The sequence below is a fragment of the Brucella tritici genome (assembly GCF_008932295.1).
Lineage (GTDB): Bacteria > Pseudomonadota > Alphaproteobacteria > Rhizobiales > Rhizobiaceae > Brucella > Brucella tritici.
This window is the reverse complement of record NZ_WBWA01000008.1, coordinates 64,323-82,329: the sequence shown is the minus strand read 5'-3', so window position 1 is coordinate 82,329 and position 18,007 is coordinate 64,323. Positions and strand designations below refer to the sequence as shown.

Here is an 18,007-nt window from a genome sequence, read left to right as displayed (position 1 = left end):
GCTGCTTTCCGCGACGGCTTGATTACTGGCAGCCGCTCTGGCCTGAAGCCCAGCGGTTGACGTCGGCGGCGATCCTGCCGCCGTGGCCTTCCTGCATCATCGGGCCGAAGGCTTCGACGCGAGCCGGATTGCCTTGCGCCTGCACGACGAGCAGCGGGCGTAAGGCCGGATTACGGGCAGGAACGACCAGAATGCGCGGGCGTCCGGTGAAGGAGTTCAGTTCCGGTGCGAGTGAGTAACCGCGGAAATCCTTGTCCTTGGATTTGAACCAGCAGCTATTTGCTGCCAGCGCAATGCGCTCCATGGTAGGGAGTGCCGCCTTGCTGGCGTCGACGGCGATGGGCCCCGTGGGCTTGCTGGAAGTGCAGGCTGCAAGCAATGCAATGGCCGGGAGGGCCAGAAGAGCGAAAGTCTTGGTCTTCAAGGAGGGGCTCCGATAGTGCGTGCCTTCAAAAAGGCACGCATGAGAGGTGGGGGAAATAGGCAGGTTCAAGCTAGTGGTCTGATTCCGACATTTGCGTCTCTTTGATACAGGCGCCGAGCAAATGTCGGAATCGCAAAGATCACTAGCAACTTTATGTATCTAGTGGATTTTTCGAATTTGACGTTTGAAACAGCATCTCATTCGGTCGGCATTCAAACGTCAAATTCAATCCACTAGTTGCGGCATGAAAGCCTTCAGGCCGTCGCTCATCTCGTTCCAGATGCGCTCAAAAACCGGATGCTGTTTTGCCTTGGCGGCATATGCATCAAACTTCGGGAACTCGTCCAGCAAATCCGCTTTGCCCGAGAGCTTCTTCAACGGTTCCATCAGAAAACGTACCGGCAAGATCCAGCAATCCGCAAGTGTCGGTTCGTCTCCGGCGGCATAGGCTTTGTCTGAAAGACGGCCTTCGACCACCTTCAGGCCGGTATGCATCTTTTCGAACAGGCGTTCGATGCTTGCATCGTCGCGTTCGGGTTTGCTCAAAAGGATGAAAAGCTTCATCGCTGGTCCAAGCACGTCCAGTTCCGTCACGCGGGCAAGGAGACGAATAAGCGCGCGCTCGCGCGGCGTGCCGGGCAGCACGGACGTTTCTGGAAAGTGATCTTCGAGATATTCGGCGATCACCGCTCCCTCGAACAGTGTTTCACCGGAACTGGTAATCAGCACGGGTACGCGGCGAAGCGGCGTTACATTGCCGAAATCGGCCGGAAAAGGGTAGGGTAGGCTCACTGGCTTGAAAGGCAGGTCCTTCAGGTAAAGAACTCCGCGGACAAAGGCCGAGTAAGGGGAAAGAGGTCTGGAATAAAGCTGCATGAATTAAGTTCCCCTGATTCGTTATCGCTAAAATGTGCGAGGCATTTCCAGCAAAAATGTGAACACTCTTGCTTGGATAGCGCATGAAACAAATATGGGGCGATCCCGACGTTTTCTCTTCCGTTGGAACCCTCCCGAAGCCAAGCTGCCACGAAAATAGATGCTTTGCCAGTGCAGTTTTGCGGCGAAACAAGCGCAACAAAAAAGGCGGCTCGATTGAAGCCGCCTTTTCCGTTTATCTGTCTGCAAGCTTACGCAGCAATGCCCAATGCGCCTGCGAAGAGCGCCCGACCGTCATCGCCGCCATGCGCGGCTTCGATCAGGTTTTCCGGATGCGGCATCATGCCGAGCACATTGCCGCGTGCATTGACGATACCGGCGATGTCGTTGACCGATCCGTTCGGATTGGTGCCTTCGGCATAGCGGAACACAACCTGGCCTTCACCTTCGATACGCTTCAGCGTTTCGGCATCGGCGAAATAATTGCCGTCATGATGCGCGACCGGGCAGCGGATGATCTGGCCCGGCTTGTAGCCGCGCGTGAACGACGTGTTGGCGTTGGTTACTTCGAGCTTCACTTCGCGGCAGACGAACTTCAGCGAAGCATTGCGCATCAATGCGCCCGGTAGAAGTCCGGCTTCGACGAGAATCTGGAAACCGTTGCACACGCCCATGACCATGACGCCTTTTTCGGCCTTCTCGCGAACGGCCTGCATCACCGGCATACGGGCTGCAATTGCGCCGCAACGCAGATAGTCACCATAGGAGAAGCCGCCCGGAATCAGGATAAGGTCCACATCGTCGGGAATGCTCGTATCGGTCTGCCAGACGGTCACCGGCGCCTGACCGGTGATCTTGGTGAGCGCTGCGATCATGTCGCGATCGCGATTGAGACCGGGAAGAAGAATGACTGCGGATTTCATGGCGTCTGCTTCCTTTGTTAGGCTCAGGCGATGGCGATGGAATAGTCTTCGATCACCGTGTTGGCGAGCAGCTTTTCGCACATGGCCTTCAGGTCGGCTTCGGCCTTGCTCTTGTCGGAGCCATTCAGTTCGAGGTCGAAAACCTTGCCCTGACGAGCCGAGTTGACGCCATCAAAACCGAGGCTGCCGAGCGCGCCGACGATTGCCTTGCCCTGCGGGTCGAGAACGCCGTTTTTCAGTGTAACGGTGACGCGTGCCTTGATCACTCTGTAGTTCCTGCAATTCTAGAACGAATGAAACAGCCCGGAAGGCTTGATTTGGCATGATCCCGAAAACCGTGTCGACTGTTCAGGATCATGCCCTTCCGGGCTGGGCGGATCATTTTACTTTACAAGCGTGGGGCCAGCCGGGCGCGGCGTGTCGTTCTCGTTCATGATGCCGAGACGGCGAGCCACTTCCTGATAGGCCTCGACCAGTCCGCCCATGTCGCGGCGGAAACGGTCCTTGTCGAGCTTGTCATTGGTGGTGATATCCCAAAGACGTGCAGAGTCCGGAGAAATTTCGTCGGCGACGACGATGCGCATCATGTCGCCTTCCCAGAGACGTCCGCATTCCATCTTGAAATCGACAAGCTGGATGCCGATGCCGAGGAACAGACCGGTCAGGAAGTCGTTGACGCGAATGGCGAGCGCCATGATGTCGTCGATTTCCGGCGGGCTTGCCCAGCCGAAAGCCGTAATATGCTCTTCGGTGACCATTGGGTCGTCGAGCGCGTCAGCCTTGTAATAGAACTCGATGATCGAGCGCGGCAGCACGGTGCCTTCTTCAAGGCCAAGACGCTTGGCAAGCGAACCGGCAGCGACATTGCGCACAACCACTTCAAGCGGAATGATTTCCACTTCCTTGATCAGCTGCTCACGCATGTTGAGGCGACGGATAAAGTGCGTTGGAATGCCAATGCGGTTGAGCTGGGTAAAAATATGCTCGGAAATGCGGTTGTTCAGCACGCCTTTTCCGTCGATGACTTCATGCTTCTTTGCATTGAAAGCGGTTGCATCATCTTTGAAAAATTGGACGAGCGTACCGGGTTCAGGGCCTTCATAAAGAATCTTGGCCTTGCCCTCGTAAATACGGCGGCGACGGTTCATGGCTTTTCTCGGATTTCCATATTTATGGTGATCGGCTCTAAGCCGCTATTCTCGCGGGCTACGTATAGCAATTGTGGGCTTTTAACAATCCTGCTTTGTGCCCGTTCCCCCGTTTTCGCTGTTTCTGATGCAAGTTTATGCATGAGTCGCAAGAAAGTAGTCTTTAGCTCTTGTATAATCTTGCGCCCCTTGCCAGCTTTAGGCAAGAGAACGGATGACGATCTCTTCTAACTTGTAAGTCTGGGAGCTTTATGAATGACCACTGGCATGGATGATCGCCGCGACGCTTTTGAAAAGAAATTCGCGCTTGATGCGGAACTGCGCTTCAAGGCAGAGGCACGCCGCAACAAGCTTCTGGGACTCTGGGCTGCTGACCAGCTTGGCAAGAAGGATGCGGATGCCGAAGCCTATGCCAAGGAAGTCGTTGCCGCTGACTTCGAGGAAGCTGGCGATGAGGATGTTTTCCGCAAAATTCGCGCCGACTTCGATGCGGCGAGCGTTAGCGTAAACGATGAAGCAATCCGCGAAAAGATGTTCGCTTTCCTTGAGGAAGCCGTTCGTCAGGTGAAGCAGGATTGATTATGGTTCGGGGCGGAAGGCCAGCTCGTGGTCTGATTCCGACATTTGCATCTAGCAATTCCGCCCCGATCCTTTTGAAATGAAGGAAATTCGAATGTCGTTGTCGTCGCGCCTTCGCGCCGGGGAAACAGTGCTTTCCGCATGGTCCTCCCTTCCTGAACCCCTGACGGTCGAAATTCTCGCCCATAGCGCCTTCGATGCCGTAACGCTCGACATGCAACATGGCGGCCATGACGAGGCGAGTGTTCTTCGCTCTCTCGGCCTCATCCTGAACGCAGGTAAGCCGCCGGTCGTGCGCGTTCCTGTCGGACGTTTCGACATGGCGAGCCGTGCGCTGGATTTTGGCGCGCAGGCGGTCATCGCTCCGATGATTAATTCGGTCGAGGATGCCCGCAGGTTTGCAGCCGCCATGAAATATCCGCCGGTGGGCGAGCGCTCATGGGGCGTGTTCCGGGCCAATGCGGATTACGGTGCGCCGGGTTCCAACGATTATCTGACGACCGCAAATCACGACACACTTGCCTTCGCGATGATCGAAACGCGCGATGCCTATGATGCGCTGGATGCCATTCTGGATGTTCGCGGCATCGACGGTGTTTTCGTGGGACCGGCTGATTTCTCCATTGCGTGGAGCAACGGGCGTGAGGCAAATCCGAATTCGGATGCGATTGTGGAACCTATCGGTAATATTGCCCGCAAGGCCGCTGCGGCAGGAAAGATCGCCGGTATTTATTCACCGTCACCGGAGTTTGCGCGTCGCTACATTCCGCTTGGTTTCCGCTTCCTGACGCTCAGCAACGATGGCGGTTATATCCGGCTCGCAGCAGAAACGCTGACCAAAGCGGTTCGCGACTAATTTCGTTGCAAGATATTGAACAAGAAAAGGCGGGCTAATGACCCGCCTTTTTCATGCAGTATGAGTAAACATCAGTGATGCTTGGGCGCTTGTAGCTGCGTCATGAACTCGGCGAACACCATCGAGCCTTCCGGCCACGGTCCATGCCCGGATTCCGAGTTGATATGCCCGGATTCGCCAGCGTCGATCAGCATTGCACCCCAGTCCTTCACGACATCTTCGGCAGCTTCAAAGCTGGAGAAGGGATCGTTGCGGCTGACCACGGTGATCGTGGGGAATGGCAGGCGTTCACGCGGGTAGGGGCCGAACGTCATCAGATGTTTGGGGCGGATTTTGTCGTTTGAAACGTCCGGAGGCGCCACGAAAAAGGCTCCGGCCACCTTGTGCTGAAAATGCGGCAAGGCATGAACCGCAGTTGCAACACCGAGCGAATGCGCGACGAGAACAATCGGCCTGGTTGCTGCATTGGCAGCCTTGACGACTTCACCGATCCAGTCTTCGCGAACAGGCTTGGTCCACTCGGCCTGCTCGACACGCCGCGCCGTCGAGAGTTTACTCTCCCAACGGGTCTGCCAGTGGTCGGGGCCGGAATTGGTATAGCCGGGGATGATGAGGATATCTGCGTCTTTGACTTTCATGGCTTCCCATTTAGAGAGGCTTGGTAACTTCTTCAAGCCGTGCGTGTTGTATGCTTTGCAAAGAAGGCATGCGAATGATGAACAGCCTGTTCGCTGATCGCGATCTTGTGAAACACGCTCCAAATGGCGATGTTTAGGCAAGATTTGAAATGCGACGGAGATAATGAGATGGCAATCAGCAGACGTAAGATCCTCGGCGCTGCCGGGACTGCTGTCATGGCCAACATTCTTCCTGTTCGTGCAGAAATGCCGTCGAAGGAGGGCGACATGACACAGCATTTGAGAGCAACCGCAGTCGAAACGGAACGTCCGGTTGCTCCGCTTCCATTCGCAATGACCACGCCTATGCGTGTGGCACGTGTTGGCCTGAGGGCGCGCGATGCCGAAACATTGGCTGAATATTATCGTGATGTCGTGGGCTTGCGCGAGATGACCCGCCGTGGCGCGTCGATTGTGCTCGGCGCCGGCGACCGCGAACTGATGGAAATCGAGCAGTTCTCGGCTGCCAAACCGGACGATCCGCGCAGCGCCGGTTTGTATCACACCGCATTTCTGCTGCCGACCCGTGGCGATCTCGCGCGCTGGTCGCGCCGCGCCATCGATAAGCAATTGCCGGTCAGCGGTGCATCGGATCATAAGGTGAGCGAAGCCATCTATCTGACCGACCCCGAGGGTAACGGCATCGAAATCTATTCAGACCGTCCGAACAATGAGTGGCAATGGAATGGCAACCGCGTTGCCATGAGCACTGATCCGCTCGATGTCGGAAATCTGCTCGATGTCATCAAGCGCGAGGGCGGAGAATGGGACGGCGCACCGCAGAACACCGTGGTTGGTCACGTTCATCTGCGCGTCGGCAATGCCCATGAAGCTGAAACCTTCTGGCACAATGAACTCGGCCTCGAAACAGTTCAAACCTATGGTGACCGGGCTGTGTTCATGTCCACCGGGCGCTACCATCACCATATCGCTGCCAATGCCTGGCAGAGTGCCGGTGCTGGCAAGCGTGACGGGGATCGGACCGGCCTCGGCTGGGTTGAGCTGGAAGACACGCGTGGCGGCAATAATAGCACCTTCGTGGACCCATGGGGCAACGTGGTCAATACGATCAAGACCAAGGCGTAACAGCCGATCTTCAGAATATAAAAAGCCCCATGTTTTCATAAGTATGGGGCTTTTTCGGATTCAAATTATGAACCAATTAAAAGGGGGGGGCGCAGATTTTGGTTACGACGTGCCGAAAATCGTGGCTTGCGAGAACCGGAGCGCAGCGTACCTGAGGTACGTGAGCACCGGAAGCGCAGTAAGACGCGATTTGCAGGCCGTCAGAGCCGAAATCTCAACCGAAGACGCGCTTGAAAATCGTGTCTACATGCTTGGTGTGGTAGCCAAGATCGAACTTTTCGCGGATCTGGTCTTCGGAAAGAGCCGCGCGCACTTCTGTGTCGGCCAGCAGTTCCTCAAGGAAGTCGGCACCCTGTTCCCAGACCTTCATGGCATTGCGCTGCACCAGACGATAAGCGTCTTCACGCGACACGCCTGCCTGCGTGAGTGCAAGAAGCACACGCTGGGAGTGCACCAGACCGCGGAACTTGTTCATGTTTTTCAGCATGTTGTCCGGGTAGATGACCAGCTTTTCGACCACGCCAGCCAGACGGTTGAGCGCGAAGTCGAGGGTGATGGTGGTGTCCGGTCCGATGGCGCGTTCGACACTCGAATGCGAAATATCGCGTTCGTGCCAGAGAGCCACGTTTTCCATCGCAGGCGTTACCGACATGCGCACCAGACGGGCGAGGCCAGTCAGGTTTTCGGTCAGAACCGGATTGCGCTTGTGCGGCATGGCGGACGAACCCTTCTGGCCCGGCGAGAAGAATTCTTCTGCTTCCAGAACTTCCGTACGCTGCATGTGGCGGATTTCGATGGCGATATTTTCCATCGAAGAGGCAATAACGCCGAGCGTTGCAAAGAACATTGCATGGCGGTCACGCGGGATCACCTGCGTCGAAACCGGCTCTGCTTCGAGGCCGAGCTTGGCGCAGACATATTCTTCCACACGCGGGTCGATATTGGCGAACGTGCCGACGGCACCGGAAATAGCGCCGGTCGCGATTTCCTCGCGCGCCGCAACGAGGCGGGCGCGGCCACGCGCCATCTCGGCATAGAAGCGCGCAAAGGTGAGACCCATCGTCGTCGGTTCGGCATGGATGCCATGGCTGCGGCCGATGCGGACCGTATCCTTGTGTTCAAAAGCACGCTTCTTCAGGGCTTCCAGAACGCGGTCCATGTCGGCAAGCAACAGATCGGCAGCGCGTACGAGCTGGACGTTGAGCGTGGTGTCGAGTACGTCCGACGACGTCATGCCCTGATGCACGAAGCGGCTGTCCGGGCCGATGAATTCAGCCAGATGCGTCAGGAAGGCAATGACGTCATGCTTCGTGACGGCCTCGATTTCGTCGATACGGGCGACGTCAAACTGCGCCACGCTACCCTTTTCCCAGATGGTCTTTGCCGCTTCCTTCGGGATGACGCCGAGTTGCGCCAGCGCCTCGCAGGCATAGGCTTCGATCTCGAACCAGATGCGGAACTTCGTTTCGGGCGACCAGATGGCGACCATTTCAGGCCGGGAGTAGCGCGGGATCATGGGTGCATCCTGTAGAAAGTGAAAGTTTAACGATTGCGGGCAGCTTCAGCCGCGGCACGAATGGCGTCGATATTGGCGCGGTAGCTCTCGACCGAATTGCCCTTGTAAACCGCAGAACCGGCCACGAGAATGTTGGCGCCAGCGGCAACGACCGAGCCTGCGGTTTCCGGCGTGATGCCGCCATCGACTTCGATATCGATAGGGCGGTCGCCAACCATTTCGCGGACGCGCTTGATCTTGTCGAGCATCGGCGCGATGAACTTCTGACCGCCAAAACCGGGATTGACGGTCATGACGAGGACGAGATCGACATCTTCGATAACGTTGGTCAGCGCCTCGACGGGCGTTGCCGGGTTAAGCGCCAGACCGGCCTTTTTGCCGAGAGCGCGGATCGACTGCAGCGAACGGTGCGTGTGCGGGCCGGCTTCGGCGTGAATTGTGATGAGATCGCAACCGGCATCGGCAAAGGGTGCCAGATAGGGATCACACGGCGCAATCATCAGATGCGCGTCGAAGAATGCCTTGGTGCGCGGGCGGATCGCCTTCACCACTTGCGGGCCGAAAGTGATGTTCGGCACAAAATGCCCATCCATGACGTCGATATGCACCCAGTCGGCACCGGCTTCCAGCACGGCATCGACTTCTTCGCCAAGACGAGCGAAGTCGGCGGAAAGGATGGACGGGGCGATGGCGATGGGGCGCATATGTGATCTCCGTAACTTTGGCCAGCCCCTAACACATGAGGGGCAAGAATCCTATCCCCAGCGCTTGTGGAACCACATCCACTGACCGGGATATTCGCGTACCCATGTTTCGACGGTATCGTTCAGAAGCTGCGCTGTTGCAGCCACATCGATCTCGCCCTTGTCGTCGCGCGGCAGCTCCATGCGTTCATAAAGCTCAAGACGATAGCGTCCGCCGGGCAGGCGGATACAGCGTGCCGGATAGACGTCGCAATCATATTGCCGCGCAAGCTTGGCCAATAGCGGATTGGTCTTCACCGGGCGATTGAAGAAAGAGGAAGGCACGCCGCGGCGGAACTTCTGATCCACCAGCATGCCGACATTGCCGCCTTCATCGAGGATATGCGCAAGCGACCATGCCGCACCGGCTTTCGACGGCACCAGATGACCCATATTGGTGCGACGGGCCTTCAGAACCTTGTCGGCGATATAGGGATTGTTCGGCGGACGGAAGAGGGCTGTGACGTTCAGGCCGAAGGTTGCGGCGCAGATCGGCAAAAGCTCGAAATTGCCGGTATGGGCGGTGAAGAAGATATGCGGCTTCTTCTCGTCGCGCAGGCGTTCGAAAATCGGAATGCCTTCCACTTCGACCAGTCCCGGTTTCGTGGAATAGGGATCGAAATCGAAAACAGCATCGAGGAAGATATATTCCGCGAAGAGGCGCGCCATCGAATCCCACATTTCGCGGGCGATGTCTTCGATTTCCGCGTCGGTTTTCTCAGGATAGGCCTGACGCAGATTATCAGTGGCAACCTTGTGGCGCGGCGTCAGCGGCCCGACCAGACGGGCCACTTTGGCGGAAAAGCTGATCGCTGCCTTTGCCGGGAAAAGGCGCAGCAGGCCAAGCAGCAGAAAGACGGCCTGCGCCCAGAGCCAGTAGTTGAACTGCTTCAGCTTGCGGGTCCAGCGGAAGAGCAGAAGTTTCAGCTTGAACATCATGGACGTGGGCGACTCAGTCGATCTCGAGAATGATCTTGCCGAAGACGTCGCGGCCTTCCATGCGCTTCAGCGCCGTGTCGATATCGTTGAAGCCGACCACAGTGTCGATGACCGGATGCACGATGCCGCGCGCCATTTTCTGCATGGCGTCGGCCATATTCTCCATACGGCAGCCGAAGGAACCCAGAATCTTGAGCTGCTGCTGGAAGAGCTGCATCAGGTTCATGCTCGTGGAAACGCCGGAGGTCGAGCCACAGGTGACGAGACGTGCGCCGCGCTTCATGCTGAGCATCGAACCCGCCCAGGTATCTGCGCCAACATGCTCGAACACCACGTCCACACCCTTCTTCTTGGTGAGCTTGCGCACCACGCCCTCGAAGCGGTCTTCACGGTAATTGATGACATGATCGGCACCGAGGGCCTTGGCCTTCTCGATCTTGTCGTCGGAACCGACTGTGGTGATGACGGTGCAGCCCATCTTCTTGGCAAGCTGGATGGCAGCCGAACCGATGCCGGAACCGCCAGCCTGTACGAGTACGGTTTCACCGGGCTCCAGCTTGGCATTGTCGAACAGCATATGCTCGACCGTACCGAAGGTTACAGGCGCGACGGCGGCGCCGATGGCGTCCACACTGGGAGGTGCCGGAACGAGCAGGCGGGCAGGCAGGTTCACAGCCTCGCAGGCAAAGCCGTCGAGATGGAAACCATGTACACCGCCGACATGCTCGCACAGATTGTCACGGCCTTCGCGGCAGGCGCGGCAAAGCCCGCAGGTGCGCGCGCCATAGATTGAGACGAGCTGGCCGGGCAAGAGATTGGAAACGCCCGGACCGACGGCATCCACAACGCCTGAAGCTTCCGCACCGATAACCAGCGGCATCTTGCGCTTGGCAAACGCCATGCCGCGCCAGCCCCACACATCGATGTGGTTGAGCGCGACGGCCTTGATCCGCACTGTCACTTCGCCAATGCCGGGGGCTGGCGGCGGTGCGATATCTGTAATTTCAAGGCGGCGATCATCGAGAAGCTGCAAGGCGCGCATGAAGTAATCCTTTTCAAGACATAATCCCGGAAACGGCGAACCGTCCGGGATCATGGGAAAATTCGTATTTGCCGGACCGATTAATTCGGATTTGCCGCCAAAACAAGGCTCGTATTCTGTCCGCCGAAACCGAACGAGTTGGAAAGCACGGCAGAAACCTCGGCCTGACGCTTCACATTCGGCACGACATCAAGCGGAATAGCCGGGTCCGGATTGTCGTAATTGATGGTCGGCGGCAGCGTGCCTGTCTGGATCGTCAGAAGCGAGAAGACGGCTTCAATGGCACCCGCAGCGGTCAGCGTATGGCCGATCATCGACTTGTTGGACGAAACCGGAATGGAGGCAAGCCTGTCGCCGAATACGGTCGAAAGCGCCAGATATTCCATCTTGTCGTTTTCGGGCGTCGAGGTGCCGTGGGCGTTGATATAGGAAATCTGCTCTTCGGTCAGACCGGCATCGGCCAGCGCAGCGCGCACCGTGCCGATGGCAGGCGAGGCATCCGGCTTGGAGCGTGTGCGATGGAAATCATCAGCCTTTTCGCCACAACCGGCGAGAATGCCCAGAACCTTGGCGCCGCGTGCTACGGCGCTTTCGAGTGATTCCATCACCAGCGCACCGGAACCTTCCGACATGGCAAAGCCGTCGCGGTCCTTGGAGAATGGCTTGGAAGCCTTTTCCGGCTTGTCGTTCTGCGTGGAAAGGGCCGATAGCAGCGAGAAGCGGATCAGGGCTTCGGCAGAGACGGAACCGTCAGTTCCGATGGAAAGAACGCGATCACTTTCGCCGCGACGGATGGCTTCGACACCAAGCTGGATCGCCGTCGCACCCGAAGCACAAGCGGTTGAAAGCGTGATCGGCAGGCCGCGTGTGCCGAAAGCTTCCGACAGGCGTTCTGCGATATAGCCGAACTGGGTCGTGTTGAAGAGGTCATCCTGACGCGCACGACGGCAGGTTTCCAGCAGAAGCTGATAGCTTGCCGGGCCTTCATTCTTCACGGTTGCATCAAGCGCAAACCGGCTTTTCCAGTCCAGTTCGACCGGAGGAGCTGCCAGAAAAAGCGGACCGCCGAAATCGGTAGACGAAAGGCCGGATTGTGCGAGGGCTTCTTCACCGGCGAGCCGGGCCAGCGCTTCCGAGAGTGCCGATGCACCTACATCGCTTTCGGCCAGGAAATCGACTGTTCCAGAAAAGCGCGTATTGAGATTGTCGGTTGGAAAGCGGGTGATGGCATGGATACCCGATTTCCCGCCGGTCAACGCAGCCCAGTTGTCTTCCTTGCCCTGACCGAGCGAGGAAACCACGCCAGCGCCGGTAATGGCGACAATGGGACGGCCGAGATGGTCTGTATATTTCGTCATCTTATACTCTCACCAGCTTTGCTGCGCCTTCGGCACGTGTAGCGCCAACTACGGTGACAATTGCTTCGCTGATCGGGCCTACGGCATCCTTTTCGGATGCATCCAGCGGTGCAAAAGCCTCGCCCTTCCAGACAGATATGGCTGCAAGTGCCACTGCCAGCGGGAACTGCGCTTCGCGCATATGACCGGTCAGGCCGGAAATGCCGCGATAGGTTGCCGACAGACCGTCCAGTGCTGTTTTCTCCGCATCGGTCGCTTCATGGGCGCCGGAAGCACCCGAAACAACGTAGGACGGGTCCTTGCCGCCATTGGCTGCAAGGATGAGTTCGCGGATCGTGTTGGCGAGGTCGGCACTTTCGCGTCGAATCTGCGCACTTTCGATGCCGGTCACTTCCGCATAGGCGCGCGCGCCGCGCTTGGCCGCGTGGTCAGCGCTTTCCAGAACAAGGAATACGCCGCCGGAACCGGAAACCATGCCGCCGCCTGCAGAACCATCACGCTGCCAGAGCGAAGCCCAGCCATCATGCTTGAGCAATCCGCCAAGCTCGTGACCGAGAATCATGTCGAAATGTTCGGCATTGTAGGAGCCACCGACCAGCGCATGGGTGCTCTGACCGGTGCGGATGCGCGCGGCTGCGGTCTCGATGGCCGAAAGGCCGGAACCTTCTTCGCCCATGAAGGTGCGCGAAGAACCGGTCACCTTGTGGACGATCGAAATATTGCCTGCGAGCAGGTTGGAGAGCTGGGCCAGAAACAGCGTCGGGCGCAATTCGGTCGAGAGTTTCTCGTTCAGCATGACGCCGCGATCGTTACGGGTGCGGCCTTCATCCAGAATCTGCATATCGACGGTGATATCGCGTTCGCCGCCACCGGCACCCACGACCATATCCATGGTCGCGCAAAGCGCCTCGTCGTCCTTCATGCCTGCATCTTGCAGAGCAAGCCCCGCGGCATAGGTGCCAAGGCGCTGCCAGGTTTCCATCTGGCGCTGATCGCCACGCTTTGGAATCTGCAGGCTCCAGTCCACTTCACCCAATGGATGAACAGTGTAGGGTGCAAAGGCTTCCTTTTCGAGGCGCGGTTCAGTGCCAGCCTTAGAGAAAGCGTTCCAATGCACATCGACCCCTTCGCCAAGCGAGGAGATGATGCCGATACCTGTGATGACGACTTTATTGTTCTGCATGGGTCCCGTTTGTCCGTCGATGCTGAGACTGCTCTGACAAGCGAAAAATTCGCACTACCAGAAACGGAATCAGGGCGAACATTTCTGTCCACCCCTCAATACCGCCATATTATGTGCCGGGTCAGCCTTTTTTGGCTGCAACCAGCTCGTCGATTTTCGCGCAGAGATTCTTGAGCACGAAATATTCTTCGGTTGGAACCTTGCCTTCGTTGACTTCCTGGGTCCACTGCTCAAGCGGAATCTTGATGCCGAAAGCCTTGTCGATAGCGAAGACGATGTCGAGGAAGTCGAGGCTGTCGATGCCCAGATCGTCGATGGTGTGGCTATCTGGCGTGATGGTGTCACGGTCGATTTCACTGGTTTCGGCGATGATGTCGGCGACTTTGTCAAAAGTAGAGGACAAGTTTCGATTCCTTTATTCATGGCGGTGCCACAGTTGGCACGCATCTGACTGTTTGCGCGTATCTAGCGTTTTTCCGGTGATAGGGAAAGTCATATTACTTTCATAAGCACCGAGCTTTCAAAAGCGCATATAAGGCGCGCAACGCGCGAAGCGCAACATAAAGACAAACTCTAGTGGTCTGATTCCGACATTTGCATCCCTCGGATATGAGCGCTGAGCAAATGTCGGAAGCAAAAAGACCACTAGTAACTTTATGAATCTAGTGGATTTTTCGATTTTGACGTTTGAAACGGGATTCATATCGGATGGGTATCAAACGTAAAATTCAATCCACTAGTTTTGGAAATATTCTCAAAACTGAGTTGTTGCGGCAGGCTCAAGGTTCGTTTCTGACCCGCCTGACAAAGTACCAAAGACCAACCACAGCACAAGCAATCATCACAATTGCCAGAGCGTATTGCACTGGGCTATTCCCCGATGCAATTGCCACCACACCCGATGCCACGCTCCCCATTGTCCCCAAAGCTTCTGGATGCTTCAAAACAGATGTGACGGCAATGTCGCTCTGACGGGCCTTGGGTGCGATATCCTTCACCGGTTCTGCCATGTGGGTGACTGGCGACTTTGCGGCGAGCGCCAGAGCACGAGAACGCACGCGCTCGACGCGGGCAAGCCAGCCTTTTCCAAAGGTCGATGCTGTGGACAAGCCTTGCAGCCAGGATGCGCGTGCGTCGCACAATGCATCGATGACCTCTTCAGCGGACCGCATATTGGCGGCTTCAACCGTCTGTGCGCCAATTATCCCGTCTTCGGGCATATCCAGAATGCCTTGCAGCATCCTTGCCGCGCGTGCTGGACCTGAATTGACCGAAAAATCGAACAGGGCGTAGTCAATGCCGGAGGGCAGATTATCTCCGTCGATCTTGTTCCAGAATTGCGCCTGATAGATTTCAGTCGCAGTTGCCTGTGTCATTTCCCGTATATCTTCAGGCGACGCCTGATGTCCGTCCCACGCAGACAGGGTTGCGATGGTGATACCCATATTGGTCGCACCGCCGGGATCGGCAGGATTGTCTGCGTATCCGCCTTCTTCACTAAAAATATAAGGCATGACTTTCTGGAAATTCGATTTCATTGAAAAGCCTCTAATTTAGTATTTCGTGATAATAATCAGCAATTTATGACCCAGAATATCATTGGTTCTTGCAAAGAAAATAGTGTGAAAACTACTTGTTCGTGGGCTCGATCAGGATTGGCTAAAAATCATTATTTGATCACGATGTATCTTGCGTCCCGCACAATGATACGGCTTCATGAGCATCTCATCGCTGCATCATGTACAGGCAGGCAAAAGTGAATTCGGAAATCTTTGGATATGCACCGGACGGGCAGGCGGTTCACCGGCTCACGATCTCCAACGGCCCGCTGACGGCCAGGATCATAAATTGGGGCGCGGCCATTCAGGATCTGCGCATGGAGGGCCATGCGGCTCCATTGGTGATCGGCTATCGCGACTTTGCCGACTATCCGGCCCATTCACCGCATCTGGGCGCGATTGCAGGTCGTTCGGCCAATCGCATCCGCAACGCCCGGTTTGATCTGGACGGAACGACCTACGAGGTGGAGCCGAATTTTCAGGGGATTCATAACCTGCACGGCGGCAGCAAGGGGCTTGGCAACCGTGTCTGGAAGATCACCGGAAACGGTCCGGATTTCGTGACGCTTGCGACAGTGGCGCCTGACGGAGAGATGGGCTTTCCCGGCAACCTGAATGTAAGCTGCACCTATATGCTCACAGGCGATGGGACGCTCATCGTGCGGCTGGAGGCAGTGACCGACAAGCCAACGGTCTGTAATTTGCTACATCACAGCTACTTCAATCTGGATGATGGCGGCGAGGGCGATATCCTCGATCATCAGCTCAAGATCGAAGCCGATGCCTATATGCCCGTCGACGACGCTCTCATTCCGGACGGACGCGTTCTGCCGGTCAAAGAAACGCCATATGATTTCCGGGAATTCCGTCCGATTCGCTTCGAGGAAAACGGCAGTCAGGTCGAATATGACAGCAATTTCTGCATGACCGCAGCGCGGGGACCATTACGCCCATGCGCGTCGGTCAAGGGCGCTCGTTCCGGTATTCGCCTCGACGTTTCCACGACGGAGCCGGGTGTTCAGTTCTATGCAGGCAATACCATGGCCAATGACTGTATTGGCCTGATGGGCAAGCCCTACGGAAAACATGCAGGATTCTGCCTTGAGCCGCAGGTCTGGCCGGGATCGCTGGAATATTCCTATTTCCCGCAGGCAATATTACGTCCGGGCGAGATTTACGCCCAGACCAGCCATTTCAGCTTTTCACGCGAAAAATAATCAATCAGCAAAAGCGGCGCGTGCGGTTTCCATCGGAGCGAGCGCGCCGCGTATCTCGACCACACGCGCTGCAACCAGATGCGCCTTGCGGGCGGCTTCCACCGGAGAAAGCCCGTTCAGACGTGCAGCAAGATAGGCACCGTTAAAACTGTCGCCAGCGCCGGTAGTGTCCACGGCTTGCGCCACGACGGACGGTACAAGCGTCCTTTCATCGCCAGAGACGACCAGAGCTGGTTCCGTGCCGTCCTTGACGACGATTTCTTTCACGCCGAGTGCGGCAAGGCGATCTGCACAGGTGCTGGCATCCTTGTCGCCAAAGAGCGCCTGTTCGTCGGGGAATGTAGGCAGGGCGATATCCGCGATGCGCATGGCTTCGCTGATGATCTCCTGCGCAACTTTCCGGTCTGGCCAGAGCTGGTGGCGGAAATTCGGGTCGAATGCGATTCGCGAACCGGCTGCACGGCATTCCCGCAGGACGTCGAAAAACGTCTCGCGATGCTCAGGCAGGATGATGGCGATCGAAATGCCCGAAAAATAGATGATGTCACGGCCGGTCAGGCTTTTTTCCAGGGCTGCGCGGTCGCTGGCCAGACGCCGTGCCGCGGCGTCGCTCCGCCAATAGGTGAAGGAGCGCTCCGCACCGTTAAGCGTGATTGCGTAAAGGCCGGGGTGAAGTCCGTCGATGATGGGGCTGTGCGCGATGCCGATACCGTTCGACGTCAAGAACACGCGCTGCTTCTGCGAAAAGCTGTCTTCGCCGAAAGCGGTAACGTACTCGACAGGGTAGGATTTTTCCGTCAGCGCCCGCATGTACCAGGCAGTGTTCAGCGTATCGCCCGCAAAACCCATGCGCCATTGATCGCCTTCATTGCCAGAAAGCTCGATCATGCATTCGCCGATAGACGCAAATCCGCCCATGTCAGTCTCCTCACTTCCAATGGGGCTAACGCCTATACTAATTTGCCGCTATGTAAAATTGGTTTGTGGGTACTGTCATGTGGCCTTTATCGACTTGCCACATTCATTGTGTAAGCATCCGCCGACCGCATCGCCCTCAAAATCGGGATAGCTTTTTAAAAGCACGATGCATTACCTGATATTTTGGAGTTCTGCTGACGTTGTGTAGCGAACCTCGCCTAAGGATTTGACATGCGTTATGCGATTTATTTCACGCCGCCATCCAGTGATGCGCTTCTTAAGGTTGCCGCAAACTGGCTCGGACGCAATGCGTTCAGCGGCGGGCCGGTCAAGATGCCAGCGATTCGCTCGCTCGCGACCGACGAAATCTCCAAGCTGACGGAAGAGCCGCGCCGTTATGGCTTTCATGCGACGATGAAGGCTCCCTTCCGGCTGGATGAAGAACACACCGAAAACGACCTGCTTTCCGCATTGATGCATTTTGCATCGTCGGCATCGCCGGTCGTTATTCCCCGTCTGAAACTGCACGCAATTGGCCCGTTCTTCGCTCTCGTGCCGGAAGAGCCGGTTGCCGAGCTGAACCAGCTTGCCAATGATGTTGTGGTTGCCTTCGACCGGTTTCGCGCACCGCTCACCGAGGCGGAAATTGCAAAGCGGCGACCGGAGCGTCTCAGCGAGACACAGCGCCACAATATCGAACGCTGGGGCTATCCTTATGTTTTCGACGAGTTCCGCTTTCATATGACTCTGACCGGCCCGGTGGAGGAGAAGGACCGCGCTCGCGTGGAGCGGACGCTGGACGAATTTTTCACGCCGCTGCTGGATGACGCCGTAGAGGTTGCGAATCTCGCTCTGTTCGTGGAACCTGAGAAAGGGGCTCCTTTCGAGATTCATTCGCTGCATCCTCTGACAGGCGGCAAGATAGCGTCTGCTCGGGCCTCACGAGCGGTTGGGAGGCCGTAA

At 56.8% G+C, this 18,007-nt stretch carries 20 protein-coding genes; 5 read left to right on the top strand and 15 right to left on the bottom strand.

Going from position 1 to position 18,007, the window contains the following annotated elements; all coding sequences use genetic code 11:
* Nucleotides 1-22 precede the first annotated feature (22 nt).
* The 5 genes from F9K91_RS10755 to purC form a co-directional block, all read right to left on the bottom strand.
* Complete coding sequence (locus F9K91_RS10755; protein WP_071631734.1) at nt 23-424, bottom strand: hypothetical protein; 402 nt, start codon at nt 422-424, stop codon at nt 23-25.
* A gap of 225 nt (nt 425-649) precedes the next feature.
* Entirely contained in the window at nt 650-1,300 is a 651-nt protein-coding gene (locus F9K91_RS10750; protein WP_151557353.1) for a glutathione S-transferase family protein, read from the bottom strand.
* Nucleotides 1,301-1,551: 251 nt separating this feature from the next.
* Nucleotides 1,552-2,223, bottom strand: coding sequence for a phosphoribosylformylglycinamidine synthase subunit PurQ (gene purQ / locus F9K91_RS10745; protein WP_104754066.1), 672 nt, complete (start codon nt 2,221-2,223; stop codon nt 1,552-1,554).
* A gap of 23 nt (nt 2,224-2,246) precedes the next feature.
* Nucleotides 2,247-2,489, bottom strand: coding sequence for a phosphoribosylformylglycinamidine synthase subunit PurS (purS, locus tag F9K91_RS10740; protein WP_061345423.1), 243 nt, complete (start codon nt 2,487-2,489; stop codon nt 2,247-2,249).
* Nucleotides 2,490-2,606: 117 nt separating this feature from the next.
* Nucleotides 2,607-3,371, bottom strand: coding sequence for a phosphoribosylaminoimidazolesuccinocarboxamide synthase (purC, locus tag F9K91_RS10735; RefSeq protein ID WP_010661209.1), 765 nt, complete (start codon nt 3,369-3,371; stop codon nt 2,607-2,609).
* Between the two features lie 255 nt (nt 3,372-3,626).
* Between purC and F9K91_RS10725 the strand changes: the two genes are divergently transcribed.
* Nucleotides 3,627-3,950 (top strand): DUF1476 domain-containing protein, encoded by a 324-nt coding sequence (locus F9K91_RS10725; RefSeq protein WP_140019652.1) that lies wholly within the window; start codon nt 3,627-3,629, stop codon nt 3,948-3,950.
* Nucleotides 3,951-4,038: 88 nt separating this feature from the next.
* Nucleotides 4,039-4,806 carry an HpcH/HpaI aldolase family protein gene (locus F9K91_RS10720; protein WP_029376246.1) on the top strand — a complete coding sequence of 256 codons (768 nt, stop codon included), beginning with the start codon at nt 4,039-4,041 and terminating at the stop codon, nt 4,804-4,806.
* A gap of 71 nt (nt 4,807-4,877) precedes the next feature.
* Here F9K91_RS10720 and F9K91_RS10715 read toward each other — a convergent pair whose 3' ends face one another.
* Nucleotides 4,878-5,444 (bottom strand): alpha/beta hydrolase, encoded by a 567-nt coding sequence (locus F9K91_RS10715; RefSeq protein WP_010661212.1) that lies wholly within the window; start codon nt 5,442-5,444, stop codon nt 4,878-4,880.
* Between the two features lie 168 nt (nt 5,445-5,612).
* Between F9K91_RS10715 and F9K91_RS10710 the strand changes: the two genes are divergently transcribed.
* A complete protein-coding gene (locus F9K91_RS10710; RefSeq protein ID WP_412842159.1) occupies nt 5,613-6,569 on the top strand; it encodes a VOC family protein in 957 nt (318 codons plus the stop codon).
* Nucleotides 6,570-6,783: 214 nt separating this feature from the next.
* Here the strand turns inward: F9K91_RS10710 and purB are convergent, their stop codons facing one another.
* The 8 genes from purB to F9K91_RS10670 all read right to left on the bottom strand — a co-directional run bounded on the left by purB (nt 6,784) and on the right by F9K91_RS10670 (nt 14,888).
* Nucleotides 6,784-8,085: an adenylosuccinate lyase gene (gene purB / locus F9K91_RS10705; RefSeq protein ID WP_151557355.1), complete on the bottom strand. Its 1,302-nt coding sequence runs from the start codon at nt 8,083-8,085 to the stop codon at nt 6,784-6,786.
* A gap of 26 nt (nt 8,086-8,111) precedes the next feature.
* Nucleotides 8,112-8,789, bottom strand: coding sequence for a ribulose-phosphate 3-epimerase (gene rpe, locus F9K91_RS10700; protein WP_061345418.1), 678 nt, complete (start codon nt 8,787-8,789; stop codon nt 8,112-8,114).
* A gap of 51 nt (nt 8,790-8,840) precedes the next feature.
* On the bottom strand, nt 8,841-9,767 hold the full coding sequence (locus F9K91_RS10695; protein WP_151557356.1) for a lipid A biosynthesis lauroyl acyltransferase: 927 nt from the start codon (nt 9,765-9,767) through the stop codon (nt 8,841-8,843).
* A 13-nt stretch (nt 9,768-9,780) separates the two neighbouring features.
* Nucleotides 9,781-10,809 carry a zinc-binding dehydrogenase gene (locus tag F9K91_RS10690; RefSeq protein ID WP_151557416.1) on the bottom strand — a complete coding sequence of 343 codons (1,029 nt, stop codon included), beginning with the start codon at nt 10,807-10,809 and terminating at the stop codon, nt 9,781-9,783.
* An 80-nt stretch (nt 10,810-10,889) separates the two neighbouring features.
* Nucleotides 10,890-12,167, bottom strand: a complete 1,278-nt coding sequence (locus F9K91_RS10685; RefSeq protein WP_151677793.1) for a beta-ketoacyl-ACP synthase — start codon at nt 12,165-12,167, stop codon at nt 10,890-10,892.
* Nucleotide 12,168: 1 nt separating this feature from the next.
* The gene (locus F9K91_RS10680; protein WP_151557360.1) at nt 12,169-13,350 is read right to left on the bottom strand and encodes a beta-ketoacyl-ACP synthase; all 1,182 of its coding nucleotides are present in this window, start codon (nt 13,348-13,350) and stop codon (nt 12,169-12,171) included.
* 121 nt (nt 13,351-13,471) lie between these two features.
* Nucleotides 13,472-13,753: an acyl carrier protein gene (locus F9K91_RS10675; RefSeq protein ID WP_006466638.1), complete on the bottom strand. Its 282-nt coding sequence runs from the start codon at nt 13,751-13,753 to the stop codon at nt 13,472-13,474.
* Nucleotides 13,754-14,129: 376 nt separating this feature from the next.
* Entirely contained in the window at nt 14,130-14,888 is a 759-nt protein-coding gene (locus F9K91_RS10670; protein ID WP_151557362.1) for a glycoside hydrolase family 108 protein, read from the bottom strand.
* Nucleotides 14,889-15,106: 218 nt separating this feature from the next.
* Here F9K91_RS10670 and F9K91_RS10665 point away from each other — a divergent pair, with 218 nt between their 5' ends.
* Complete coding sequence (locus F9K91_RS10665) at nt 15,107-16,126, top strand: aldose epimerase family protein (protein ID WP_151557364.1); 1,020 nt, start codon at nt 15,107-15,109, stop codon at nt 16,124-16,126.
* Here F9K91_RS10665 and F9K91_RS10660 read toward each other — a convergent pair whose 3' ends face one another.
* Entirely contained in the window at nt 16,127-17,044 is a 918-nt protein-coding gene (locus tag F9K91_RS10660) for a sugar kinase (RefSeq protein ID WP_151557366.1), read from the bottom strand.
* A gap of 231 nt (nt 17,045-17,275) precedes the next feature.
* Between F9K91_RS10660 and F9K91_RS10655 the strand changes: the two genes are divergently transcribed.
* On the top strand, nt 17,276-18,007 hold the full coding sequence (locus F9K91_RS10655) for a DUF1045 domain-containing protein (RefSeq protein ID WP_151557368.1): 732 nt from the start codon (nt 17,276-17,278) through the stop codon (nt 18,005-18,007).